The following is a 24494-nucleotide window of genomic DNA, read 5'->3' on the forward strand; positions in this document are numbered from 1 at the left end:
AGGCTAGCACGGATTCGCGGAAGGCCTTGCTGGCGAGCGTTGCCGCAGGTCAGCGCATGTCGGGGGCGACCGCGTGCGCCAGAGGCGGCTGGGTGGTCGCGATCCAGATGCCGGCGAACACGGTGACGATGCCGGCCACCAGATTCCAGCTCAGCGGCTCGCCGAGCAGGGCTGCGCCGACCAGCGATGCCGCGATCGGATTGACGGTGACCGAGATCGCCACCCGGGTCGGCGTCGTCCGCTCCAGCGCGAAGGCCCAGAGATAGAAGGTAAGCGCAGCGCCGAAGGCGCCGAGATAGATCGCGCCGGACCATTGCGGCGCGCCGAAATCGGCAACCGGCGCAAAACTGCCGCGCAGCAGCGAGGCGACAATGAGCACCACCGCCCCGGCGGCCATCGCGAGCGTGGTGAAGGGGATCGGGCCGGAGCGGCGGATATAGGGTTTTGACCAGATGCTGTAGAGCGCCATGCACAGCGCGGCTGCGATCATCAAGAGGTCGCCGCGCCAGGCACCAGGCGGCGCCGTGGCGAGGCCGGAGAGCAGCGCCATCGAGACGCCGAGGATGGTGATCAGGACGCCTGCGGTCTTGCGCGCGGTGAGCGCTTCGGCGCCCAGCACCGCGCCGACCAGCATGGTCAACAGCGGCAGTGTCGACAGCGCGAGTGCGCCGCGCGCGGCGGTGGTGAAGATCAATGAGGCATTGAACAGGACCGGAAACGCCGCAAAGAACAGCAGGCCGAGGCCGGCAACGCCGAGCCAATCGTGCCGCGTCGGCCAGTTCCGGCGTTGCAGCAGTGCCAGCGGCAGCAGCAGCAGGACGCCGATGCCGAAGCGGAACGCGCCGATCACCAGCGGGTCGATGGCGCCGACCAGAAACCGCGTCGCCCCGATCGAAGTGCCGCCGAGCGCGCTCGAGGCCACCGCCGCCAATACCCCCCAGATCTCGCCCATTCCGTTCGCCCCTCGGTTTTGCTTGCGCAATCTAGGGAAGGGGACATAATCAGGGAATGGAATAGATGTGATTGACTAAATCACAGATCGTTATGAGGTGCGCCCATACTGGACCCGGATCTTCTGCAGGCCTTTGTCGCGGTGGCGGAGCATCGCTCCTTCACCCGCGCGGCCTCGGCGCTGAACCGGACCCAATCCGCCGTCAGCATGCAGGTGAAGCGGCTGGAAGAGCGGCTGCAGGCCGAACTGTTTCACCGCAGCACGTCCAGTGTCGACCTGAGTGCAGCCGGCGAGGGATTGCTCGGTTATGCCCGCCGCATCCTGAGCCTCAACGCGGAGGCGGTCGGCCGGGTGCGCGAGCATGGCACGGATGGACGGGTTCGCCTCGGCGTGATGGACGACTATGGGACGATGCTCGTCCCGCCGCTGCTCAAGGACTTCATCGCCAGCTATCCGCTGATCCATGTCGAGATGGAGACCGGGCTGACGTCGACAATGATCGATCGGCTCGGCGAAGCCTATGACCTCGTGATCGCGATGCACCCCGAGGGACGCGGCGAGGGCGAGTTGCTGCGCACCGAGCAGGCGGTGTGGGCCGCGAGCGCTGCGCATCGCGTCGAGGAGCTCGATCCGCTGCCGGTCGCGCTCTATCCGCAGGGCTGCCTGTTCCGGAGCTGGGCGATGCAGGCGCTGGACCAGGCGAACCGGCCGTGGCGGCTCGCCTTTGTCAGCCACAGCCTGTCCGCGGTCGAGGCGATCGCGGCGCAGGGCCTCGCCGTGACCGTGGTCAAGTCGGGGACATTTCCGCCGACGCTGCGTCGGCTGACCGCGCGCGATGGTATGCCGCGGCTGCCGCGGGCCGAGATCCGGCTGCATCGCGCGCAAAAACTGTCGCACGCGGCATCACTCCTGGCCGATCATCTCGTCGCGGCGCTGCGGCAGCCGGCGAGGCGGGCGGCGAGTTAATAGGTCGCGCGGCCGCCGGAGATGTCGAACACCGCGCCGGTGGAGAAGGCGCAGTCTTCCGACGCCAGCCATGCCACCATTGAAGCGAGTTCCTCGACCTGCACGAAGCGGGCCTTCGGGATCTTCGACAGCATGAAATCGATGTGCTGCTGGGTCATCTGGTCGAAGATCGCGGTCTTCGCCGCGGCCGGCGTCACCGCATTGACCAGGATGTCGTGCTGCGCGAGCTCCTTGCCGAGCGATTTGGTGAGCGCGATCAGGCCCGCCTTCGACGACGAATAATGCGCGGCGTTTGGATTGCCTTCCTTGCCGGCGATCGAGGCGATGTTGACGATGCGACCATATTTCTGGCCGATCATAGTCGGCACGATCGCCCTGCAGCAGATGAAGGGACCCTCGAGATTGATGCGCATCACCCTGCGCCAGTCGTCGAGATCGGTTTCCCATACCGGCTTGTTGGCTCCGGTGATACCGGCGTTGTTGACGAGAATGTCGATCTTGCCGAACGCCCGCAGAGTTTGATCGCGCGCGGCGTCGACCGCGTCGGGATTGGTGACGTCGGTCTTGATCGCGATCACGTTCTCGCCGATCGCCCGCGCGGTCTTCTCGGCCAGCGGCTGGTCGAAATCCCAGATCGCGACCTTGGCGCCCGACGCGACAAAGCGCTCGGTGATGGCGCGGCCAAATCCCTGCGCGCCGCCGGTGACGACGGCACAGCGGCCGTTGAGATCGATCTTGTTCATGCTGCCTCCCGATTAAAGCGTCCAGCCGCCGTCGATGACATGGGCGACGCCTGTGGTGAACGAGCTTTCGTCGCTGGCGAGATAGACGGCGAGCGCGGCGATTTCCTCGGCGGTGCCGAGCCGGCCCATCGGCTGGCGCGCAACGAACATCTCGCGTCCCTGCGGGCCGGCAGCCGCCGCACGCTCAAGCATCGAAGGCGTCTCGATGGTGCCGGGGCAGATGCAGTTGCAGCGGATGCCCTTGGTGATGAAGTCGGCCGCGACCGAGCGCGTCAGTGCCGCGACCGCGGCCTTGGTGGCGCTATACACGTAGCGGTTCGGCGCCGCCTTCACCGCGCCGGCGGCGGAGGCGATGTTGACGATGGCACCGCCGCCCTGCGCCAGCATGCCCGGCAGGAAAGCGCGCGTGGTGCGGTGCATCGACTTGACGTTGAGGTCGAAGGAGAAGTCCCAGTCGTCGTCCGAACACTCCAGCACCGTGCCGTGATGCACGAAGCCCGCGGCATTGAGCAGGATGTCGGTCTTGCCGGCGCGCTTTGCGATTGCCTCGACCGCTGCGGTGTCGCGCACGTCGAGCTTCGCAACCTCGGCGGCGCCTTCCTGCCTGAGCAGCGCAAGCTTGCCTTCGTCGATATCGGTCGCGAACACGGTCGCGCCCTCGCGGGCAAAGGCCAGCGCGCAGGCGCGGCCGATGCCGACGGCCGCTGCGGTTACGAATGCGCGTTTGCCCTTCAGGCGGTCTGACATGCGTTTCTTCCTTCTTTGGCGATTGGCAGCCATGCGCGGGCTTGACCCGCGCATCCATCTTTCGAAGAACGATGGATTGCCGGGCCGCGCCCGGCAATGACGGTTTGCGTCCTAGTGATTGTCGCGCGCCACGCCGACCTTGCCGGCGATGTCGTGGTAGCGCGTCGCGAGCTCGAGACAAGCGCCGGTCGCGTGCTGGCCGACGGTCTTGCGGTAGAGCTCCTGCCACGGCGTCTGGTTGGCCGGATGCGGGAAGCCGCCCTTAGCCTTCAGCTCGGCGCGGCGGGTGCGCAGCTCATCCTCCGAGATCATGATGTTGGCGCTGCCCTTGTTGAGGTCGATGCGCACCTTGTCGCCGGTCCTCAGGATTGCGAGCCCGCCATCGGCGGCGGCCTCGGGCGAGGCGTTGAGGATCGAGGGCGAGCCCGAGGTGCCGGACTGCCTTCCGTCGCCGATGCAGGGCAGGGACAGGATGCCGCGTTTGATCAGCGCGGCGGGCGGCTGCATGTTCACCACCTCGGCGCCGCCGGGATAGCCGATCGGGCCGGTGCCGCGGACGAACAGGACGCAGTGCTCATCGATGTCGAGCGCGGGATCCTCGATACGGTTGTGATAATCCTCCGGCCCCTCGAACACGATGGCGCGGCCCTCGAAGGCATTGAGGTCCTTCGGGTTGGACAGATAGCGGTCGCGGAATTCCTTCGAGATCACGCTGGTCTTCATGATCGCGGAATCAAAGAGATTGCCGCGCAGCACGATGAAGCCGGCGTCCTTCACCAGCGGCTTGTCGTAGCCCCAGATCACGTCGCCGTCGGGCGCAGGTGCTTCCTTGCAGTTCTCGCCCATGGTGCGGCCGTTGACGGTGAGGGCGCCTTCGTGGATGCGCTTGTGCTTGATCAGCTCGCGTACCACCGAGGGCACGCCGCCGGCGCGGTGATATTCCTCGCCGAGATAGAAGCCGGCCGGCTGCATGTTCACCAGCAGCGGGACGTCATGGCCGTATTTCTGCCAGTCGTCGATCGACAGCTCGACGCCGACATGGCGCGCCAGCGCATTGATGTGGATCGGCGCATTGGTCGAGCCGCCGATCGCGGAGTTGACCACGATGCAGTTCTCGAACGCCTCGCGCGTCAGGAAGTCCGACGGCTTCAAATCCTCCCAGACCATGTCGACGATGCGCTTGCCGGTCTCGTAGGCGATCTGGCCGCGCTCGCGATACGGCGCCGGGATCGCCGCGCAGCCCGGCAGCGAGAAGCCGAGCGCTTCCGCGAGCGAGTTCATGGTGGAGGCGGTGCCCATCGTGTTGCAGTGGCCGACCGAGGGGGCCGAGGAGGCCACGATCTCGATGAATTGCTCATAGTCGATCTCGCCGGCGGCGAGCCGTTCGCGCGCCTTCCACACCACGGTGCCGGAGCCGGTGCGCTGGCCCTCGTGCCAGCCGTTCAGCATCGGGCCGCCCGACAGCACGATCGCCGGCAGGTTGACGGTCGCCGCCGCCATCATGCAGGCCGGCGTGGTCTTGTCGCAGCCGGTGGTCAGCACCACGCCGTCGAGCGGATAGCCGAACAGCACCTCGACCAGGCCGAGATAGGCGAGGTTGCGGTCGAGCGCCGCAGTCGGGCGCTTGCCGGTCTCCTGGATCGGATGGGTCGGAAACTCCATCGCGATGCCGCCGGCGGCGCGGATGCCCTCGCGGACGCGGTGTGCGAGCTCGAGGTGATGCCGATTGCAGGGCGAGAGGTCGTTGCCGGTCTGCGCGATGCCGATGATCGGCTTACCCGACTGCAATTCCTCTCGCGTCAGGCCGTAATTGAGATAGCGCTCGAGATAGAGCGCGGTCATGCCCGGATTGTGCGGGTTGTCGAACCATTCCTGGGAGCGGAGCCTGCGGCCCTTGCCCTTGCTGGTCGCGCCTGCGGCGTCGTGCCCGTTGGTGGGGGGTTTTGTCATTGGTTTCTCCCGCAATGCAAACTTGTGGGCCCATTCAAGGGCTCTGGTTCAAGGTCGTTTCTACCTTGCGCAAATCGTCGTGCATTACAAACCCGACCGATCACGCACAGGTGTTTCGTGTGATGGATTGGACCTTAGTTGAAGGGTCTTGCTAGCGCTATCATTTTATCATTTTTCGCGTCCCTTATGACAGGCAGCTGCCGGGCGACGTCAATTGCGTCGCGCCGAGCTTTGCCGTTCCATGACACTGAAGCCGAGATCGACGACGGGTTCGGCGGGCCGGCGCCCTTCCAGCGTCTCGATCACCATCACGGCAGCGTTTCTGCCCATTTCGTAACGATTGGTGCGCACGCTGCTCAAGGTCGGCTCGCTCGACGCCATGAATTCGAGGTCATTGAATCCGACGATCGCCATCTGCTCTGGCACCGCCACGTGCCGGCGCTTGCATTCGAACAGCGCGCCGAGCGCAAGGTCGTCATTGACGCAGAACACGGCGTCGATGTCGGGCGCCTTGGCGAGCAGGTCGGCAAACAGCGTCCCGCCGAGCGTGACCGAGGTCGGGATCGCCGTTGTCACAATAAGCTGTGGATCGAACAGCGCAGCGTCGGTCATCGCGGAGCGATAGCCGTCGAGCCGACGCTGCACCCGCGGGTCCATCCGCGCGCCGAGGAAGCCGATCCGCCGGTAGCCCTGCGCGAGCAGGTGGGCAATGGCCGCTTTTGCGGCGTCAAAATGCGAGAATCCGATCATCATGTCGATCGGGGAGGGACCGACCTCCATGATCTGGACGATCGGACAATCGACCGTCTCCATGATGCGGCGGGAATCGGCGGTCTGGTTGATGCCGGTAATGATCAGCCCGGCCGGCTTCTGTGCCAGAAACAGACGCAGCAGGCGCTCTTCCTGCAGGATGCTGTAGCGGGTGTTGGCGAGCTGAATGCTGTAGCGGCTGCCGTCGAGCGCGTCATAGATGCCGCGCAGCACGTCGGAGAACACGTTGTTGGTCAGCGACGGGATCAGGACACCGATCACCTCGGTGCGCTGCGACGCAAGCGCGCGTGCCGCGAGGTTGGGCACGTAACCGAGTTCTTTTGCCGCACTATCGACCCGCGCGCGCTTGCCGGCCGAAAGTGCTTCCGGATTCCTGAAGAACCGTGAGGCCGTAATCGGACTGACACCGGCGAGCTTCGCGACTTCGGCGAGCCGGATCTTGCCTGGCGTGATGCGCTTTCGGGCCATTTGCCGCTCATATCACGACGTTCGTCGCAGACAAACTGATATTGACAGCGCTACCAAGCGATTGCTAATCGAACGATTGCCAAAACCGGATAAACTGCGGACAATAACGTCAGTCCAACAGCGCCGCGCACCCAGCGCGGCCGGAACAAAACAGAGCGGTGGCGGCACTCGTCGTACGTCGTCGGGAACTTGAGGGAGGGAAGTGGATGTCGTCGGTCCAGATTCGCGACGTGCGGAAATCGTTCGGCAATTTCGAGGTCCTGCACGGCGTGTCGATCCCGATCGAGGACGGCGAGTTCGTCGTTCTGGTCGGCCCCTCCGGCTGCGGCAAGTCGACCCTGCTGCGCATGCTGGCGGGGCTCGAGAACATCACCTCCGGCACGATCTCGATCGGCGACCGCGTCGTCAACAATGTCCAGCCCAAAGAGCGCGACATTGCGATGGTGTTCCAGAACTACGCGCTCTACCCGCACATGACGGTCGCCGACAACATGGGCTTCTCGCTCAAGCTGCGCGGCGCCAAGCCCGAGGAGATCTCGACCGGCGTCAAGCGCGCCGCGGAAATCCTTGCGCTTACGCCGCTGCTCGAGCGCTATCCCCGCCAGCTTTCGGGCGGCCAGCGCCAGCGCGTCGCGATGGGCCGCGCCATCGTGCGCGATCCCCAGGTGTTCCTGTTCGACGAGCCGCTGTCGAACCTCGACGCCAAGCTGCGTGTTGCAATGCGCACCGAGATCAAGGAGCTGCACCAGCGGCTGAAGACCACGACGGTCTACGTCACCCACGACCAGATCGAGGCCATGACGATGGCCGACAAGATCGTCGTGATGCATGACGGCATCGTCGAGCAGATGGGCTCGCCGCTCGAACTCTATGACACGCCGGCGAACCAGTTCGTGGCCGGTTTCATCGGTTCGCCGGCGATGAATTTCCTCAAGGGCAATGTGAAGGTGAACGGCGCCGCCTATTTCGAGGGACCGAACGGCGTCAAGCTGCCGCTGAAATCGGCGCCGGCCAATTCCGACGGCCAGCCCGCGGTCTACGGCGTGCGGCCCGAGCATTTCACCATTGCCGATGACGGCGCCGAGGCCGAGATCGTGGTGGTCGAGCCGACCGGGTCGGAGACCCAGGTGTTCGCCAAGCTCGGCGGCGAGCAGGTCGTCGCCGTGTTCCGCGAGCGCCATCTGTTCAACCCGGGCGACAAGGTTCGGCTCAAGCCGGATCCGTCGCTGGTCCATCTGTTCGACGATTCGACGGGGAAGCGACTGAACAGCTGACGGACCGATCGATCTTAATGGCCGACCAACAGGCCAGATCAAAAACAACAAAAACACAATCATAGGGAGAAGGACGATGCACGATTTTACTCGCCGCTCGCTACTTCAGGGCGGCACGGCGCTGGCTGCAACCGGCATGCTCACCGGGCCGGCGCTGTTTGACTTCGCCAAGGCCTGGGCGCAGAGCGCGCCCTGGAAGGCGGAGCCCGGCGCCAAGCTCACCGTGATGCGCTGGAAGCGCTTCGTGCCCGCGGAAGACGATGCATTCAACGCCATGGTCGCGGCCTTCAAGTCGGCAACCGGCACCGAGATGAACGTGTTCAGCGAGTCCTTCGAGGACGTGCAGCCGAAGGCCTCGGTCGCCGCCAACACCGGCTCGGGTCTCGACCTCGCCTGGGGCCTGCACACGCTGCCGCAGCTGTTCCCGACCAAGGTTCTCAAGATGAACGACGTTGCCGATTATCTCGGCAACAAGTATGGCGGCTGGACCGAAGCCGCGGCCAAAACCTGCAAGCAGGGCAATGACTGGCTCGGCATTCCCGTCGCGACCATCGGCGGCTATTTGACCTATCGCAAGTCGGCGGTCGAGAAGGCCGGCTTCAAGCAGGTGCCGTCCGATTTCCCGGCCTATCTCGAACTGTGCAAGGCGCTGAAGAAGAACAACACGCCGGCCGGCTTCGCGCTCGGCCACGCCACCGGCGACGCCAATGCCTGGGTGCACAACATCCTCTGGGGCCACAACGCCTGGACTGTCGACAAGGACGACAAGGTCATCATAAACTCGCCGGAGACGATGAAGGCGCTGGAATATGCCAAGGCGCTGTCGGAGACCTTCATTCCGGGTGTCGCGTCCTGGAACGACTCCTCCAACAACAAGGCCTTCCTGTCCGGCGAGCTGTTCCTGACCTCGAACGGCATCTCGATCTACGTCGCGGCCAAGGACGATCCGAGCAAGAAGGAGCTCGCCGAGGACATCGACCACGCATTGTGGCCGGTCGGCTCGATCGGCAAGCCGACCGAATTGCAACTCGCGGTTCCGATCCTCGCCTTCAACTTCTGCAAATATCCGAACGCGGCAAAGGCGTTCATCGCCTTCATGCTGGAGAAGGAGAATTTCGAGAAGTGGCTGTCGGGCGCGCGGGGTTATCTCACCCACACGCTCAATGCCTACGACTCGGCTCCGGTGTGGACCGCCGATCCGAAGAACGCGGTGTTCGGCCAGGCCTCGAAGCGCGCGCTGCCGGCCTCCGGCATCGGCACGCCCGGCGAGAAGGCCGCGACCGCGATCGCCGACTTCATTGTGGTCGACATGTTCGCGAACTACTGCACCGGTGCCAAGGACGGCAAGGCCGCGATGGCGGAAGCCGAACGGCAGCTGAAGCGCATCTATCGCTGATGTGATGGCCGCGGGCGGCGGAGAGCCGCCGCCCGCGTCATCATTGGAATGCCATCATTGGAATATTGCGTAGTCATGCTCAATCCGTTGAGCAATCGGGACATCGCCTATGGCTGACATCGCCCTTGCGCCGCGACGTGCGAAAACCGAAATCCGCGAAGCGACCACCTGGGATCAGCTCCGCCACAACAAGAACTGGCTCGGCTTCTGGTTCATGTTGCCGGCGATGGCGTTCCTGATCTTCTTCCTGGCCTATCCGCTCGGGCTCGGCATCTGGCTGTCCTTCACCGACACCCGCATCGGCCGCGTCGGTCATTTCATCGGCACTGAGAACTATGAATGGTTGTGGGACGATGCCATCTTCTGGCTGTCGGTCTTCAACACGCTGCTCTACACCTTCATCGCGAGCGCCGTGAAGTTCGCGGTCGGACTCTATCTGGCGCTGCTGCTCAACGAGCGCATGCCGTTCAAGGCGCTGTTGCGGGCCGCGGTGCTGATCCCCTTCATCGTGCCGACCGTGCTGTCGGCGCTGGCGTTCTGGTGGATCTTCGATTCCCAGTTCTCGATCATCTCCTGGTCGCTCAAGCATCTCGGCCTGATCACCCAGAACATCAATTTCCTCGGCGACACCACCTGGGCCCGGATCTGCGTTGATCTTCGCCAATATCTGGCGCGGCGTACCGTTCGTGGCGATCACGCTGCTGGCGGGCCTGCAGACCGTGCAGCCGTCGCTGTATGAGGCGGCGACGTTGGATGGCGCCTCGCGCTGGCAGATGTTCCGCTACATCACCTATCCCTTGCTGACGCCGATCATCGCCGTCGTGATGACGTTCTCGGTGCTGTTCACCTTCACCGACTTCCAGCTGATCTGGGCGATGACGCGCGGCGGCCCGGTCAACGCCACTCATTTGATGGCGACGCTGTCGTATCAGCGCGCGATCATCGCGGGGCAGCTGGGCGAGGGCGCCGCGATCTCGAGCGCGATGATCCCGTTCCTGCTCGCCGCGATCATGGTGTCATGGTTCGGCCTGCAACGCAGGAAGTGGCAGCAGGGAGAGAGCAATGACTGATCTTCCCGCCTCCAAGGTCGACCTCAAGAGCATCCTGTCGACGCCGTCGCGCGTCGACAACAGCGAGGGCATGAGCTACCTGCAGTCGGTGCCGCGGCGGATCGTGACGCTCTACATCCCGCTGTCGATCATCGTGATCATCCTGCTGTTCCCGTTCTATTGGATGGGGCTGACGGCGATCAAGCCGGACGAGCAACTGCTCGATCTCGACAAGTACAATCCGTTCTGGACCTGGAATCCGACCTTCAAGCACGTCCACAAGCTGCTGTTCGAGAGCTACTATCCGCATTGGCTCTGGAACACGATGTATGTGGCGGTGGGTGCCACCGTGCTGTCGATCATCGCGAGTGTGCTCGCGGCCTATGCGATCGTGCGGCTGCGTTACAAGGGCGCCAACGTCGTCGGCGGCCTGATCTTCCTGGCCTATCTGGTGCCGCCGTCGATCCTGTTCATTCCGCTCGCGACCGTCGTGTTTCAGTACGGCCTGTTCGACTCGCCCCTGGCGCTGATCCTGACCTATCCGACGATCCTGATTCCGTTCTCGACCTGGCTGTTGATGGGATATTTCAAGACCATCCCGTTCGAGCTCGAGGAATGCGCGCTGATCGACGGCGCCAGCCGCTGGCAGATACTGATCAAGATCGTGCTGCCGCTCGCCGTCCCCGGCCTGATCTCGGCCTTCATCTTCTGCTTCACGCTGTGCTGGAACGAATTCATCTATGCGCTGACGTTCCTGCAATCGACCCCGAACAAGACCGTGCCGGTCGCCATCGTCAACGAATTCGTTGACGGTGACATCTATCGCTGGGGGTCCCTGATGGCAGGGGCGCTATGCGGCTCGCTGCCGCTGGTTATTCTTTACGCGTTCTTCGTAGAGCATTATGTCTCGGCGATGACGGGTGCCGTGAAGGAATGAGCGCGCAAGGCCCGCAGCTGAATTCGAACAAGACAAGAAAAGGAGCAGGGTCGTGCACATTCTGATTCTGGGCGCCGCCGGCATGGTCGGCCGCAAGCTGACCGAGCGTCTCTTGCGCGAGGGCCGCCTCGGCAAGCAAGAGATCACCCGGATGACGCTGCAGGACGTGGTCGCGCCGGCCAAGCCCGCCAATGCCTCGATCCCGGTCAATGTGGTCGCATCCGATTTCGCCGATGCCGGCGCCGCGGCGCCCCTGATCGCCGAGCGTCCCGAGGTGATCTTCCATCTCGCCGCGATCGTCTCGGGCGAGGCCGAGGCCGAGTTCGACAAGGGCTACCGGATCAACCTCGACGGCACCCGCTATCTGATCGACGCCATCCGTGCCGTCGGCGGCGGCTACAAGCCGCGGCTGGTGTTCACGTCCTCGATCGCGGTGTTTGGCGCGCCGTTCCCCGAGAAGATCGGCGACGAGTTCTTCCATACGCCGCTGACGAGCTATGGCACGCAGAAGTCGATCTGCGAGCTCCTGATCAACGACTACACCCGCAAGGGTCTGCTCGACGGGATCTCGATCCGCCTGCCGACAATCTGCGTGCGTCCGGGCAAGCCGAACAAGGCGGCGTCCGGCTTCTTCTCGAATATCATCCGCGAGCCGCTGGCGGGCGAGGAGGCAGTGCTGCCGGTCTCCGAGGACGTCCGGCACTGGCACGCCTCGCCGAAATCGGCGGTCGGCTTTCTGGTTCACGCCGGCACGATGGATCTCAATGCGATGGGGCCGCGGCGCAATCTCAGCATGCCCGGGATGTCCGTCACCGTCGGCGAGCAGATCGCGTCGCTGGAGCGCGTCGCCGGCAAGAACGTCACCGCGCGGATCAAGCGGGTGCCCGATCCGACCATCATCAGCATCGTCTCGGGCTGGCCGCGCGATTTCGCCACCGACCGCGCGCTGAAGCTCGGCTTCACCACGGCCGAGAAGACGTTCGACGACATCATCCGGATCCATATCGAGGACGAACTCGGCGGCAAGTTCGCCGCCTGAGCAACGTCCGAGCTAAAGCATGATCCGGACAAGTGCGAAGCGGTTTCCCTCGCGACAAACGCGGAACGCGTTTGCGCGAAGATCATGCTCAGACAAGGGGCTAAGGCGCGATGATGATTCAACCAGGCTTCATCGCGCTTTAGCGCGGCGCTTGAGATGACCAGAGTTGCCAGCATCGGCGAATGCATGATCGAGCTGCGCCAGGCTCCTGGCGGCCAGCTCGGCGGGCTGTATTCGCGCTCCTATGGCGGCGACACGCTCAACACCGCGGTCTATCTGTCCCGGCTCGGCATCCACGTCGATTACTTCACGGCGCTCGGCGATGATGCGCTGAGCGATGAGATGATCGCGGGCTGGGCGAGCGAAGGCATCGGCACCAAGCATGTCGCGCGATCGGCGGGCAAGCTGCCCGGCCTCTATCTGATCCAGACCGACGACAAGGGCGAGCGGCGCTTCTTCCACTGGCGTGACAGCGCCGCCGCCCGCGACCTGATGGATCTGCCCGAAACGGAAGACATCCTGAACTCACTCGCGACCTATGACGTCGTCTATCTCTCGGCGATCACGCTCTCGATCCTGCGCGAGGACGGGCAGGAGCGATTGCTGGCGGCGCTGAAGCGTGCGCGGCTGTTGGGGACGCGGTTTGCGTTCGACACCAATTTCCGCGCCCGCGGCTGGCCGGACCTGAACGTCGCGCGGAAGGTCTTCAGCAGCGCGTTCGAGACGGCCGATATCGTGCTTGCCTCGACCGAGGATCTGGCGCCGCTTTATCCCGGCGAGAGCAACACGGCGCTGCTGGCCGGCATCTCGAGCCCCGAGGTGGTGCTGAAGCTCGCCGAGCCGGCCTGCATCGTGCGCTCGGCCGGCGGAACGCGCGAGGTGAAGGCGGAGCAGCTTACCAAGCCGGTGGTCGATACCACCGCGGCCGGCGACAGCTTTGCCGCCGCCTATCTCGCCGCGCGGCTCGGCGGCGCCGAGCCAGAGGAGGCGGCGCGCGCCGGCCATCGGCTGGCCGGTGTCGTGGTGTGCTATCCCGGCGCGATCATTCCGCGCTACGCCATGCCGCCGAAAAAGGCGCTTCGTCTCCCACCATCCCGCAAGGCCTCGCAATGACAACGACATCGAAGCAGGACCGGATCGCCGAGCTGATCCGCCAGGCCACCGTGATCCCGGTGCTGACCATCGAGCGGCTCGAGGACGCGGTGCCGCTTGCAAAGGCGCTGGTCGCCGGCGGCGTGCGGACGCTCGAGGTGACGCTGCGGACGGCGGTCGCGGTCGACGCGGCCAGGGCCATCATCGCCGGTGTGCCGGAGGCGATCGTCGGGATCGGCACGATCCTCAATGGTGACGACCTGATGCGCGCCGAGGCACTGGGCGCCAAATTCGGCATCAGCCCGGGTGCGACGCCCGAGCTGTTGGCGGCGGCAGCCTCCAGCCGGCTGCCCTTCGCGCCGGGGATCGCGACCGCCTCCGAGTTGATGCAGGCGCTGGCCCACGGCTTCGACGTCGTCAAATTCTTCCCGGCCGAGCAGGCGGGCGGTATCAAGGCACTGCGGGCTCTGGCCGGGCCATTTCCGCAGGTCAGGGTGTGCCCGACCGGCGGGGTCAGCGAGGCCAATGCGGCGACCTGGCTCGCCGAGCCGAATGTGCTGGCAGTCGGCGGTTCCTGGCTGTGCCCGGCGGCCGATATCCGCGCCGGCAATTGGGCGGGCATAACCGCCATGTGCGCGACGGCGATGAAAACGCTGAAAGCCGCCTGAAGATACGCTACATAACTCTCCGAACAGGAACAGGGAGATACAGCCATGACCGCCAGCATCGTGGGTTGGGCGCACACGCCATTCGGAAAGTTCGACGCGGAGACCGTCGAGGGTCTCGTGGTCAAGGTCGCCAACGAGGCGCTGGCTGACGCCGGCATCGCCGCGTCCGACGTCGATGAGATCATGCTCGGCCATTTCAACGCCGGCTTCTCGCCCCAGGATTTCACGGCCTCGCTGGTGCTGCAGGCCAATCCGGCGCTGCGCTTCAAGCCGACCACCCGGGTCGAGAATGCCTGCGCCACCGGATCGGCCGCCGTGCATCAGGGCATCCGCGCCATCGAAGCCGGCGCCGCGAAGATCGTGCTGGTGGTCGGCGTCGAGCAGATGACGAAGACGCCGGGCCCGGAGATCGGCAAGAACCTGCTCAAGGCGTCGTATCTGCCCGAGGACGGCGACACGGTCGGCGGCTTCGCCGGCGTGTTCGGCAAGATCGCGCAGGCCTATTTCCAGAAATACGGCGACCAGTCGGATGCGCTGGCGATGATCGCCGCCAAGAACCACAAGAACGGCGTCGCCAATCCCTATGCGCAGATGCGCAAGGATTTCGGCTTCGAGTTCTGCCGCGCCGAGAGCGACAAGAACCCGTTCGTCGCCGGTCCCTTGAAGCGCACCGACTGCTCGCTGGTCTCGGACGGCGCCGCCGCACTGGTGCTGACCGATGCCGAGACCGCCAAGACCATGGGCAAGGCGGTGAACATCCGTGCCACCGCGCATGCGCAGGATTTCCTGCCGATGTCCAAGCGTGACATCCTGCAGTTCGAAGGCTGCACCACCGCCTGGCAGCGCGCGCTGCAGAAGGCCGGCCTGCAGCTCTCCGACCTGTCCTTCGTCGAGACCCATGACTGCTTCACCGTCGCCGAGCTGATCGAATATGAAGCGATGGGCCTGACGCCGAAGGGACAGGGCGCGCGCGCGATCATGGAAGGCTGGACCCAGAAGGACGGCAAGCTGCCGGTCAATCCGTCCGGCGGCCTCAAGGCCAAGGGCCACCCGATCGGCGCCACCGGCGTCTCCATGCATGTGATGAGCGCGATGCAGCTCACGGGGCAAGCGCCCGAGGGCATGCAGCTCAAGAACCCGCAGATCGGCGGCATCTTCAACATGGGCGGCGCCGCGGTCGCCAACTACGTCTCGATCCTCGAGCCGGCGAAGTAGCTTGAACATTGCCGAATGGCTGGCGGCGACGGCACGGGCGCGTCCCGACGCGCCGGCGCTGCTGACCGGTTTCGATCTCGACGCCGACTACGCCACCTTTGCCCGCCGCGCCGCCTCGATCGGGGCGGCGCTGGCGCGCGATCACGGCATTGCCGCCGGCGACCGCATCGCGCTGTTTGCGTCGAACTGCACGCAATATCTCGAATGCCTCTACGGCATCTGGTGGATCGGCGCCGCCGCGATTCCGATCAACGCCAAGCTGCACGGCCGCGAGGCGGCATGGATCTGCGGCAATGGCGGTGCCAAGCTCGCCTTCGTCTCCGACGATACGATCGGTGCGTTGAACGAGGCGAAGGACGACTGCCCCGCCGGCATGACCACGCTGTCGGTCGACAGCGACGCTTACAAGTCGATGCGAAGCGGCGAGGGCCGACCCGCGCCGCTGCCGCGCGAGAGCAACGATCTTGCCTGGCTGTTCTACACATCGGGCACCACCGGCCGTCCCAAGGGCGTGATGCTCAGCCACGGCAATCTGGTCGCAATGTCGCTGTGCTATCTCGCCGACGTCGATCCGGCGACGCCGCACGATGCCTCGCTCTATGCCGCGCCGATCTCGCATGGCGCCGGCCTCTACAATTTCCCGCACGTCCGGATGGGCGGCCGCCACGTCGTGCCGGAGTCCGGCGGCTTCGATCCTGACGAGGTGCTCAACCTCGGCCGCCAGCTCGACAATGTCGTGATGTTCGCGGCCCCCACGATGGTGCGCCGCCTGGTCGATGCCGCGAAGAAGCGCGGAGAGAACGGCGAGGGGCTGCGCACCATCATCTATGGCGGTGGTCCGATGTACACGGCCGACATCACCGATGCGATGGCGACGATGGGCCAGCGCTTCGTGCAGATCTATGGCCAGGGCGAGTCGCCGATGACCATCACGGCGCTGTCGCGCGGCTGGCACGCCCGGAGCGATCACCCGCGCTATCTCGAACGGCTGGCTTCGGTCGGACTGGCGCAGAGCGTCGTCACCGTGCGCATCACCGACAAGGACGGCAAGTCGCTGCCTGCCGGGGAGACCGGCGAGATTGAGGTCAAGGGCGCGACCGTGATGCTCGGCTACTGGAACAATCCCGAGGCCAATGCCGAGACGTTGAAGGACGGCTGGCTGCGCACCGGCGATGTCGGCCGGCTCGACGCCGACGGCTTCCTCACGCTGTCGGACCGCTCCAAGGACGTGATCATCTCCGGCGGCACAAACATCTATCCGCGCGAGGTCGAGGAAGCCCTGCTGACCCATCCCGATGTCCGCGAGGTCTCGGCCATCGGCGTGCCGGATCCGGAATGGGGCGAGATCGTCGTCGCCTGCGTCGTGCTGACGGACGGTGCTACCGCCGACGACGGCAAGCTCGACGCGCATTGCCTTGCCTCGATCGCCCGCTTCAAGCGGCCGAAGCGCTATGTCTATCTCGATGCCCTGCCGAAGAACAATTACGGCAAGGTGCTGAAGACCGCGCTGCGGGAGATGCTGGCCAAAGGCATGGGCTAAAGCGGGGCGAGGCTGGGTTGAATCGAAAACATCGAAAACAACCCCATGCACAGTAGGGATTGGGGTCACTAAGGCGGTTAAGGGATATGCCCGGACCTCCCGCCGCGCTAAGCTGCCTGCGCTTGTCACCGGGAGAACGGACCATGGGAATCGAGACGTCTCTGTCGCTGTCGGAAGTGAACGATCGCATCGCGATCCTCCGGGACAATATCAGGCAGCTGATCGAGCAGGCCGCAGGCGCAGCCGGCGCCGAAGTCGAGGAGCGCATCGCCGAGCGGCTCGAGCAGCAGAATGCGGAACTGGAAAAGCTCCTGAAGGCGCGCGAGGTGATGACGGGGCAGTCGCCGGCATAAGGGCGGCGGTGAATCCGCTTCGTTTTGCCCAGCCTGCGTTCCGCCGCACGGAAGCGGCCCGGCCGCAGCCATGCATACGCCCATACGCCCGGCGCAGCTTGATCTCTTGGAATAGCTCCCGTTACTAGCTCTATAACCACGACATCCGGGAGCGAACAGGACGATGGGACCACTGCAGGGTATCAAGGTCGTCGACATGACGACCGTGCTGATGGGACCCTACGCCACGCAGATGCTTGGCGATTACGGCGCCGACGTCATCAAGGTGGAATCGCCCGACGGCGACGTGACGCGGCAGATTGGCCCAACGCGGCATCCCGGCATGGGACCGGTGTTCCTCAACACCAACCGCAGCAAGCGCTCGGTTTGCCTCGATCTGAAGAAGCCGGCGGGGCGCGAGGCGGTGCTGCGGCTGATCGCGAAGGCCGACGTGCTGGTCTACAATGTGCGCCCGCAGGCGATGGCGCGGCTGCAGCTCGGCTATGACGTCGTTTCCAAGGTCAACCCGCGGCTGATCTATGCCGGCGTGTTCGGCTTCGGCCAGGAGGGACCTTATGCCGCCAAGCCCGCCTATGACGATCTGATCCAGGGCGCGACCGCGCTGCCGGCGCTGATGGCGCAAACCTCGGACGGCGTGCCGCGCTATGTGCCGAACGCGCTGGTGGATCGCATCGTCGGCCTCACCGCGGTCGGCGCGATCTGTGCGAGCCTTGTGCATCGCGATCGCACCGGGCAGGGCCAACGCGTCGATATTCCGATGTTCGAGACCATGGCCGGCTTCGTCATGGGCGATCACATGGGCGGGTTGACCTACGATCCGCCGCTCGACAAGGGCGGCTATGCGCGCCATCTGTCGCCGGACCGGCGGCCATACAAGACGCTCGACGGCTATATCTGCGTGATCGTCTACAACGACAAGCAGTGGGAGAACTTCTTCAAGGCGACCGGCCGCGACGATCTGCGCAGCGATCCGAAATTCGCGACCTTCGCCGGCCGCGCCACCAATATCGATGTCGTCTACGCCGAGCTCGCGCGCATCCTGCAGACCAAGACGACCGCCGAGTGGAACGGAATCCTCGAAAAGGCCGACGTGCCGGTGATGCCGATGCACGATCTCGAGAGCCTGCTGGAGGACCCGCATATGGTCGCGACCGGCGTCTTCCCCGTGGTCGATCATCCGACCGAGGGGCGGATCCGCAGCATGACGCCGTCGGCGCGGTGGTCGGAGACCAAGGTCGAGCCGAGCCGGCTGGCGCCACGGCTCGGCGAGCACAGCGCGGAGATTTTGCGGGAGGCAGGCTTCTCCACCGAGGAGATCGCGGCGATGGTGCGCGACGGCGCGGCCAAAGCGGTGCAGGCATAGGAGCACGACAGATGGATTTCGCACTCTCCGCCAACCAGGAATCGATCCGCGATGCCGTCGCCAAGATCTGCTCGCGCTTTGACGAAGCCTACTGGCTGAAGAAGGACAAGGAGGGCGGCTATCCGGCCGACTTCCACCGCGCGCTGGCCGATGCCGGCTGGCTCGGCATCTGCATCCCCGAGGAATATGGCGGCTCTGGGCTCGGCATCACCGATGCCGCGATCATGATGCGCACGATCTCCGAATCCGGTGCCGGCATGTCCGGCGCGTCCGCGGTGCATATGAACGTGTTCGGGCTCAATCCGGTGGTGGTGTTCGGCACCAAGGAGCAGTGCCAGCGCATGCTGCCGCCGATCATCGACGGCCGCGACAAGTCCTGCTTCGCGGTGACCGAGCCGAACACCGGCCTCAACACCACGCAGCTCAAGACCCGCGCGGTGCGCCAGGGCGACAAATACATCGTCAACGGCCAGAAGGTGTGGATCTCGACCGCCCAGGTCGCCAACAAGATCCTGCTGCTCGCGCGCACCACGCCGCTGGAGGAGGTGCGCAGCCCGACCCATGGCCTCAGCCTGTTCTACACCGATTTCGACCGCAAGCGCGTCACCGTGCACGAGATCGAGAAGATGGGCCGCAAGCCGGTCGATTCCAACGAGCTGTTCTTCGAGAATTTCGAGATCCCGGTCGAAGACCGTATCGGCGAGGAGGGCCGCGGCTTCGAATACATCCTGCACGGCATGAATCCCGAGCGCATCCTGATCGCGGCTGAAGCGGTCGGCCTCGGCCAGATAGCGCTGAAGCGGGCGTCGGAATATGCCAAGGGCCGCATCGTGTTCAACCGGCCGATCGGCATGAACCAGGCGATCCAGCATCCGCTGGCGAAGTGCTGGATGGAACTGGAGGCAGCCTGGCTGATGGTGCTGCGCGCCGGCTGGCAGTATGACCAGAACCTGCCCTGCGGCCCCGCGGCGAACTCCGCAAAATATCTCGCGGCGGAAGCCGGCTTCCATGCCTGCGAGCAAGCGGTGATGACCCATGGCGGCTTCGGCTACGCCAAGGAGTACCACGTCGAGCGCTACTTGCGGGAATCGCTGATCCCGCGCATCGCGCCGATCAGTCCGCAGCTGATCCTCAGCTTCATCGGCGAGAAGGTGCTCGGCCTTCCGAAGTCGTATTGAGATGACGCAAGTCATTGTAGGTTGTCATTCCGGATGGTCCGAAGGACCAGACCCGGAATCTCGAGATTCCGGGTTCGATGCTTCGCATCGCCCCGGAATGACGCTCTGAGATAGGTGCGCTGAAATGAGCTTCGTGACCGGCGTCGGCCTCACGTCCTACGGCAAGCATGAGGGCCTGTCCTCGCTCGACCTGATGAGCAAGGCGGCCGAGCTTGCGATCTCGGATGCCGGGCTGAAGCGCTCCGAGATCGACGGCATCCTCTGCGGCTACTCCACGGTCTCGCCGCATATCATGCTGGCCACGGTCTTCGCCGAGCACTTCGGCATTCGCCCGTCTTATGCGCACGCCGTTCAGGTCGGCGGCGCCACCGGGCTTGCGATGACCATGCTGGCGCATCACCTGGTCGACGCCGGTGTTGCAAAACACGTGCTGGTGGTCGGCGGCGAGAACCGGCTGACCGGGCAGAGCCGCGACGCCTCGATCCAGGCGCTGGCCCAGGTCGGGCATCCCGACTACGAGGTGACGCTGGGGCCGACGATCCCGGCCTATTACGGCCTGGTCGCGGCGCGCTACATGCATGAATACGGCCTCACGCAGGAAGACCTCGCCGAGTTCGCGGTGCTGATGCGCAAGCACGCGCTGACGCATCCCGGCGCGCAATTCCACGAGCCGATCACGGTTGCCGACGTGATGGCCTCCAAGCCGGTGGCGATGCCGCTCAAATTGCTCGACTGCTGCCCGGTGTCGGACGGCGGTGCGGCCTGCGTGATCAGCCGCGAGCCGACCGGCGAGCGGCAGGTCCGCGTCCGCGGCTGCGCCCAGGCACACACCCATCAACATGTCACCGCAGCGCCTGCGCTGAGCGAACTCGGCGCCGAGATTTCGATCGCGAAAGCGAAGCAGGCGGCGGGCGTCGCGATCCCGGACGTGCGCTACGCCGCGGTCTATGACAGCTTCACGATCACGCTCGCGATGCTGCTGGAGGATCTCGGCCTTGCCAGGCGCGGTGAGGCGGCGGCGCGGGTGCGCGCCGGCTATTTCAATCAGGACGGCGAGATGCCGCTCAACACCCATGGCGGCCTGCTCAGCTATGGCCATTGCGGCGTCGGCGGCGCGATGGCGCACCTGGTCGAGACCCATCTGCAGATGACCGGCCGCGCCGAAAATCGTCAGGTGCGCGACGCCTCGGTGGCGCTGCTGCACGGCGACGGCGGGGTGCTGTCGTCACATGTCAGCATGTTCCTGGAGCGCGTGCGATGAGCGGACCGATCGCCGACTGGACCAAGGGCGCGGAAGCCATCGTCTACCAGTCCTGCAACGGCTGCGGCGCGCGGCAATATTTCCGCCGCAGCTTTTGCGCCGCATGCGGTTCGCCCGATCTTGCCGAGCATCGCGCCAGTGGGGCAGGGACGGTGTATGCGACCTCGCTGGTCTGCCGCGCCGCGACGCCGGAGACGCGGGCGCATGTGCCTTACAACATCGTGCTTGTCGATGCCGACGAGGGCTTTCGCATGATGGCCCATGGCGACAACGACCTTGCCATCGGCGACAAGGTCGCGGCGCGCTTCACGCAATTCGCGGGACGGCTGGTTCCGTATTTCGCAAAGGCGAAATGAGGGGCTGAACGATCCAATCAGAACGCAAGACCAGACTGAACAGGTTCGCTCTTGCCCCTCATAGTTTGCGGATCATTTTGGGCATGATCTTTCCGGAAAACCGCTACACACTTTTCGGGATCATGCCTCAGTGCCAATAAAAGATCACGCTGGCGATGACGAGCATTGCCGTCACCGCCAGCATTTGCGCAAGCGCTTCCGAGGCCGCCCTCTTGGTGGCTTCCTTCATGCGTTTCCCCTAGACTTGGGCGTGACTCATCGTTGCGCAAATTGCGCGCAAGACGGCCGGATTTTTTACTCGGAACACCCCGCGTCGAGTATTCGCTTTTGACGAGTCCCCACTCAGCGAATATCGACTGTGACAGCGTTGTCTGGGAATGCGGCGGCAATTTGACTCGCGCGTGTTGCTCCTGCGACAGCAGCCCGTACAGAGCGTTTTCGAGCGAAGTGGATGCCGGTTCGCGTGAAGAAAACGCGTCAAAACAAGGATCTAGAGCCCCGTTCCGATTTCATCGGAACGGAAAAGGCTCTAGTGTTTCGGAACCCGACAGAAACGACAGCAAGATCAAGGTTAGGAAATGGCCCGTATCGACTACTCCGATCCCGCGAAGGCAAGCCCGCGGACCCGCGAGATCCTCGACAAGAACCGCAACGCCAATATCTTTCGCATGATGGCGCATTCGCCAAGCTACTTTGAACAGTATTGCCGGCTCGGCGGCGCGATCCGCCACAAGGGCGAGCTCGATCCCATCGTCCGCGAGCTTGCGATCACGCGCACCGGCATTCTCTGCGAGGCGCCCTACGAGATCGTCGCGCACAAGCGGATCGGCAAGAATGTCGGCGTCACCGACGAGCAGAACGCCGCGCTCGAGGATTGGCGGTCCGCGACCTGCTTCAACGAGGTGCAGCGCGCTGCGCTCGCCTTCACCGACGAGATCGTCAAGCTCAAGAAGCCGACCGACGCGACCTTCAAGACCATCGCGGCGAAGCTGACGCCGGCCGCGCTGATCGAGCTGCAACTCTCGGTCGGCTTCTACATCATGACGTCGAAATTTCTCGAGACCTTCGAGATCGACATGCAGCCGGTGACGGAAGTGGTAAGCTGAGCGGATCGCGTCGCGGAGTCCTTCGCCTCGCCCCGCCTGCGGGGAGAGGCCGGAGCGCATGCAGCGAAGCGGAATGTGGTCCGGGTGAGGGGGAATCTCCGCGAGTCTAACTCGAAGTTATTTTGCGGATGCAGCCCCTCACCCCGACCCTCTCCCCGCGAAGGGCGGGGAGAGGGAGAACAGAGAGACCTACCCCGACGTCAGCAGATCCACCTTTGCATTCGCCAGGATCAGCCGTTCGGCGAGGATCTGCGCGAGGTTGCGCATGATCCGCTCGCCGGCGCGCGGATGTCGCTCGCGGAAGCGCTCGAAATCCTCGATCGTCACTTCGTAGGTGGTCGCCGACATATCGGCGACCACGTCCGCGACCCGCTTCGGCTCCAGCAGCGCCATCTCGCCGAACGCCATGCCGGCAGTCAGCGTCGCGAGCCGGATGCCGTCCGGCAGGGTGACGTGAACCACGCCGCTGCGCAGGAAGAACAGTGAGGTGGCCTCACTGCCCGCGGCGATGACCTTTTCATTCTGCTGGTAGGTCCGGACCGTGCAAAGCGAGGTGAGATCGGCGATCTCGGCTTCGCTCAATCCGGTGAGCAGCGGCTGCTCGGAAAGCTCCGTGGTCTCGAGGAAGTCGATCGAGCCGCCATAGCGGTAGACGATCTGGTCCTCGGCCCACTCGATCGCGGTGTCGAGCAGATAGAAATCTCTGATATTGCCGAGCCGCCTGGTCCACTCGCTGATCGTGGCCCATTCGCGCGAGGTCCGCTTGATGCCGGACAGGATCACGGTGACGCCGAGCTCGGCGAGCTCCTGGAAAGCTTCGGCCACCAGCCTTGCGCCGGCGCGGGTCGTCGAGGTGACGCGGCGCAGATCGAAGATCACGAATTCGGGCCGCGGGCTGCCGGCGAGGCGGCGCGAGACATAGTCGACATTGGAGAGCGACAGGGTGCCGACGAGCTCGATCACGCGGACTTCCTGGAAGTGCCTTGCCAGGATCTCCTGCTCCTGCGGCCGGCGTACCCGCCGCGACGGGTTCTTGCCGATATTGTAGTCGGCGATGATGCTGTGGCGTGCGTCGTCGCTGCGGTTGAGCATATGCAGGTCGTAATGCGCCGACAGCGTCTCGCACACCTTGATGCCGCGCACGCTGTTGCCGTGCTTGTCGAGTTTTGGCGAATAGCTGCCGAGCCCGAGCCGCGCCGGCAGTGCCGCCAGAATGCCGCCGCCGACGCCGCTCTTGGCGGGAATGCCGACGCGGTAGATCCATTCGCCGGCATAGTCGTACATGCCCGACGAGGTCATCACCGATAGCGTGCGCGCGATGGCGTAGGGCGTCACCACCTGCTCCTCTGTCAGCGGGTTGATGCCGCGATTGGCGAGCGTCGCCGCCATCACGGCGCTGTCGCGTGCGGTGACCAGGATGGAGCATTGCCGGAAATAGACGTCGAGCACCGCAGGCACGTTCTCGGTGATCACGCTGTTGGTGCGCAGCAGATAACCGATCGCCCGGTTGCGGTCGCCGGTGGCGCTCTCGGAGGCATAGACCGCCTCGTCGATATCGAGCTCACGTCCGGCGAAGCGGCCGAGCGCCTGGCGGATGTAGTCGAACGCGCCGTCGCCCTTGTCGGCGTGGAGCAGGCCGGAGCAGGCGATCGCGCCGGCATTGACCATCGCATTGAACGGATGGTTCTCGGCATTGAGCCGGATCGAGTTGAAGGGGTCGCCGGACGGCTCGACGCCGATCACGCTTTCCACTCGTTCGGCGCCCAGCGTGTCCAGCGCCAGCGCGAACACGAACGGCTTCGACATCGACTGGATGGTGAACGGCACCCTGGTGTCGCCGACCTCGTAGACGTGGCCGTCGAGCGTCGCCAGGCTGATGCCGAAATGGGCAGGGTCGGCCTTGCCGAGCTCGGGGATGTAGTCGGCAACGGCGCCCGCGGCCTCCGGCAGGAAGTCTGCGTAACAAGTGTGCAGAAACCGCAGCAGCGGCGGCTTCGAGCTGGACCAGGCCGTGGTGGTGGCGGTGACGGGAGGAGGCGATCGTTTCATCGCCTCCTGTTGTGCATCGCA

21 protein-coding genes and 1 pseudogene are annotated in these 24494 nt (G+C 64.8%); 16 read left to right on the forward strand and 6 right to left on the reverse strand.

Going from position 1 to position 24494, the window contains the following annotated elements; translation table 11 throughout:
- Positions 1-49 precede the first annotated feature (49 nt).
- Positions 50-952: a DMT family transporter gene (locus ACVI1L_RS31255; protein ID WP_456784654.1), complete on the reverse strand. Its 903-nt coding sequence runs from the start codon at positions 950-952 to the stop codon at positions 50-52.
- A 105-nt stretch (positions 953-1057) separates the two neighbouring features.
- On the opposite strand from ACVI1L_RS31255, the gene ACVI1L_RS31260 reads away from it, so the two are divergent.
- The gene (locus ACVI1L_RS31260; RefSeq protein ID WP_456785634.1) at positions 1058-1918 is read left to right on the forward strand and encodes a LysR substrate-binding domain-containing protein; all 861 of its coding nucleotides are present in this window, start codon (positions 1058-1060) and stop codon (positions 1916-1918) included.
- Here ACVI1L_RS31260 and ACVI1L_RS31265 read toward each other — a convergent pair.
- The 4 genes from ACVI1L_RS31265 to gntR all read right to left on the reverse strand — a co-directional run bounded on the left by ACVI1L_RS31265 (position 1915) and on the right by gntR (position 6597).
- Positions 1915-2661 (reverse strand): SDR family NAD(P)-dependent oxidoreductase, encoded by a 747-nt coding sequence (locus tag ACVI1L_RS31265; protein WP_057019729.1) that lies wholly within the window; start codon positions 2659-2661, stop codon positions 1915-1917. The two genes, ACVI1L_RS31260 and ACVI1L_RS31265, sit on opposite strands and share 4 nt — an antisense overlap.
- 12 nt (positions 2662-2673) lie before the next feature.
- Positions 2674-3408: an SDR family oxidoreductase gene (locus tag ACVI1L_RS31270; protein ID WP_057019730.1), complete on the reverse strand. Its 735-nt coding sequence runs from the start codon at positions 3406-3408 to the stop codon at positions 2674-2676.
- Positions 3409-3519: 111 nt separating this feature from the next.
- A complete protein-coding gene (locus ACVI1L_RS31275; RefSeq protein WP_141339954.1) occupies positions 3520-5358 on the reverse strand; it encodes an IlvD/Edd family dehydratase in 1839 nt (612 codons plus the stop codon).
- Positions 5359-5568: 210 nt separating this feature from the next.
- Positions 5569-6597, reverse strand: coding sequence for an HTH-type transcriptional regulator GntR (gene gntR / locus ACVI1L_RS31280; protein ID WP_168855702.1), 1029 nt, complete (start codon positions 6595-6597; stop codon positions 5569-5571).
- Positions 6598-6803: 206 nt separating this feature from the next.
- Here gntR and ACVI1L_RS31285 point away from each other — a divergent pair, with 206 nt between their 5' ends.
- From ACVI1L_RS31285 to ACVI1L_RS31355, 15 genes and pseudogenes are all read left to right on the forward strand, one after another.
- Entirely contained in the window at positions 6804-7871 is a 1068-nt protein-coding gene (locus ACVI1L_RS31285) for an ABC transporter ATP-binding protein (RefSeq protein ID WP_028334988.1), read from the forward strand.
- A 76-nt stretch (positions 7872-7947) separates the two neighbouring features.
- The gene (locus ACVI1L_RS31290; RefSeq protein WP_057019733.1) at positions 7948-9267 is read left to right on the forward strand and encodes an ABC transporter substrate-binding protein; all 1320 of its coding nucleotides are present in this window, start codon (positions 7948-7950) and stop codon (positions 9265-9267) included.
- A gap of 109 nt (positions 9268-9376) precedes the next feature.
- Positions 9377-10337: pseudogene (locus ACVI1L_RS31295) on the forward strand (carbohydrate ABC transporter permease).
- Complete coding sequence (locus ACVI1L_RS31300) at positions 10330-11253, forward strand: carbohydrate ABC transporter permease (RefSeq protein WP_057019735.1); 924 nt, start codon at positions 10330-10332, stop codon at positions 11251-11253. Before ACVI1L_RS31295 ends, ACVI1L_RS31300 begins: the two are co-directional and overlap by 8 nt.
- A 52-nt stretch (positions 11254-11305) precedes the next feature.
- Positions 11306-12292 (forward strand): D-erythronate dehydrogenase, encoded by a 987-nt coding sequence (gene denD / locus ACVI1L_RS31305; protein WP_028344631.1) that lies wholly within the window; start codon positions 11306-11308, stop codon positions 12290-12292.
- A 156-nt stretch (positions 12293-12448) separates the two neighbouring features.
- On the forward strand, positions 12449-13405 hold the full coding sequence (locus ACVI1L_RS31310) for a sugar kinase (RefSeq protein ID WP_057019736.1): 957 nt from the start codon (positions 12449-12451) through the stop codon (positions 13403-13405).
- A complete protein-coding gene (gene eda / locus ACVI1L_RS31315; protein ID WP_456784655.1) occupies positions 13402-14052 on the forward strand; it encodes a bifunctional 4-hydroxy-2-oxoglutarate aldolase/2-dehydro-3-deoxy-phosphogluconate aldolase in 651 nt (216 codons plus the stop codon). Before ACVI1L_RS31310 ends, eda begins: the two co-directional genes overlap by 4 nt.
- Positions 14053-14097: 45 nt before the next feature.
- Positions 14098-15267, forward strand: a complete 1170-nt coding sequence (locus ACVI1L_RS31320) for an acetyl-CoA acetyltransferase (protein ID WP_028344634.1) — start codon at positions 14098-14100, stop codon at positions 15265-15267.
- Position 15268: 1 nt separating this feature from the next.
- Complete coding sequence (locus ACVI1L_RS31325) at positions 15269-16807, forward strand: class I adenylate-forming enzyme family protein (protein ID WP_456784656.1); 1539 nt, start codon at positions 15269-15271, stop codon at positions 16805-16807.
- A 143-nt stretch (positions 16808-16950) separates the two neighbouring features.
- Positions 16951-17160, forward strand: coding sequence for a hypothetical protein (locus ACVI1L_RS31330; RefSeq protein WP_057019739.1), 210 nt, complete (start codon positions 16951-16953; stop codon positions 17158-17160).
- Between the two features lie 163 nt (positions 17161-17323).
- Complete coding sequence (locus ACVI1L_RS31335; RefSeq protein ID WP_057019740.1) at positions 17324-18523, forward strand: CaiB/BaiF CoA transferase family protein; 1200 nt, start codon at positions 17324-17326, stop codon at positions 18521-18523.
- Positions 18524-18534: 11 nt separating this feature from the next.
- Entirely contained in the window at positions 18535-19701 is a 1167-nt protein-coding gene (locus ACVI1L_RS31340; protein ID WP_028344637.1) for an acyl-CoA dehydrogenase family protein, read from the forward strand.
- Positions 19702-19825: 124 nt separating this feature from the next.
- Entirely contained in the window at positions 19826-20962 is a 1137-nt protein-coding gene (locus ACVI1L_RS31345) for a thiolase family protein (RefSeq protein WP_057019741.1), read from the forward strand.
- On the forward strand, positions 20959-21318 hold the full coding sequence (locus ACVI1L_RS31350; protein WP_057019742.1) for a Zn-ribbon domain-containing OB-fold protein: 360 nt from the start codon (positions 20959-20961) through the stop codon (positions 21316-21318). Before ACVI1L_RS31345 ends, ACVI1L_RS31350 begins: the two co-directional genes overlap by 4 nt.
- Positions 21319-21896: 578 nt before the next feature.
- Positions 21897-22424 (forward strand): carboxymuconolactone decarboxylase family protein, encoded by a 528-nt coding sequence (locus tag ACVI1L_RS31355; RefSeq protein ID WP_057019743.1) that lies wholly within the window; start codon positions 21897-21899, stop codon positions 22422-22424.
- Between the two features lie 189 nt (positions 22425-22613).
- Here the strand turns inward: ACVI1L_RS31355 and glsA are convergent, their stop codons facing one another.
- Positions 22614-24473 (reverse strand): glutaminase A, encoded by a 1860-nt coding sequence (gene glsA / locus ACVI1L_RS31360; RefSeq protein WP_456784657.1) that lies wholly within the window; start codon positions 24471-24473, stop codon positions 22614-22616.
- Positions 24474-24494: the final 21 nt, after the last annotated feature.

This window comes from Bradyrhizobium sp. USDA 4516 (assembly GCF_054055915.1).

Excerpts from the sequence above, each read along its gene's own strand:
- gntR (WP_168855702.1), bottom strand. The coding sequence starts at position 6,597 with ATGGCCCGAAAGCGCATCACGCCAGGCAAGATCCGGCTCGCCGAAGTC.
- glsA (WP_456784657.1), bottom strand. The coding sequence starts at position 24,473 with ATGAAACGATCGCCTCCTCCCGTCACCGCCACCACCACGGCCTGGTCC.
- ACVI1L_RS31330 (WP_057019739.1), top strand. The coding sequence starts at position 16,951 with ATGGGAATCGAGACGTCTCTGTCGCTGTCGGAAGTGAACGATCGCATC.
- ACVI1L_RS31310 (WP_057019736.1), top strand. The coding sequence starts at position 12,449 with ATGACCAGAGTTGCCAGCATCGGCGAATGCATGATCGAGCTGCGCCAG.
- ACVI1L_RS31350 (WP_057019742.1), top strand. The coding sequence starts at position 20,959 with ATGAGCGGACCGATCGCCGACTGGACCAAGGGCGCGGAAGCCATCGTC.
- ACVI1L_RS31300 (WP_057019735.1), top strand. The coding sequence starts at position 10,330 with ATGACTGATCTTCCCGCCTCCAAGGTCGACCTCAAGAGCATCCTGTCG.
- ACVI1L_RS31285 (WP_028334988.1), top strand. The coding sequence starts at position 6,804 with ATGTCGTCGGTCCAGATTCGCGACGTGCGGAAATCGTTCGGCAATTTC.
- eda (WP_456784655.1), top strand. The coding sequence starts at position 13,402 with ATGACAACGACATCGAAGCAGGACCGGATCGCCGAGCTGATCCGCCAG.
- ACVI1L_RS31335 (WP_057019740.1), top strand. The coding sequence starts at position 17,324 with ATGGGACCACTGCAGGGTATCAAGGTCGTCGACATGACGACCGTGCTG.
- ACVI1L_RS31320 (WP_028344634.1), top strand. The coding sequence starts at position 14,098 with ATGACCGCCAGCATCGTGGGTTGGGCGCACACGCCATTCGGAAAGTTC.
- ACVI1L_RS31355 (WP_057019743.1), top strand. The coding sequence starts at position 21,897 with ATGGCCCGTATCGACTACTCCGATCCCGCGAAGGCAAGCCCGCGGACC.
- ACVI1L_RS31340 (WP_028344637.1), top strand. The coding sequence starts at position 18,535 with ATGGATTTCGCACTCTCCGCCAACCAGGAATCGATCCGCGATGCCGTC.
- ACVI1L_RS31345 (WP_057019741.1), top strand. The coding sequence starts at position 19,826 with ATGAGCTTCGTGACCGGCGTCGGCCTCACGTCCTACGGCAAGCATGAG.
- ACVI1L_RS31275 (WP_141339954.1), bottom strand. The coding sequence starts at position 5,358 with ATGACAAAACCCCCCACCAACGGGCACGACGCCGCAGGCGCGACCAGC.
- ACVI1L_RS31270 (WP_057019730.1), bottom strand. The coding sequence starts at position 3,408 with ATGTCAGACCGCCTGAAGGGCAAACGCGCATTCGTAACCGCAGCGGCC.
- ACVI1L_RS31255 (WP_456784654.1), bottom strand. The coding sequence starts at position 952 with ATGGGCGAGATCTGGGGGGTATTGGCGGCGGTGGCCTCGAGCGCGCTC.
- ACVI1L_RS31290 (WP_057019733.1), top strand. The coding sequence starts at position 7,948 with ATGCACGATTTTACTCGCCGCTCGCTACTTCAGGGCGGCACGGCGCTG.
- ACVI1L_RS31265 (WP_057019729.1), bottom strand. The coding sequence starts at position 2,661 with ATGAACAAGATCGATCTCAACGGCCGCTGTGCCGTCGTCACCGGCGGC.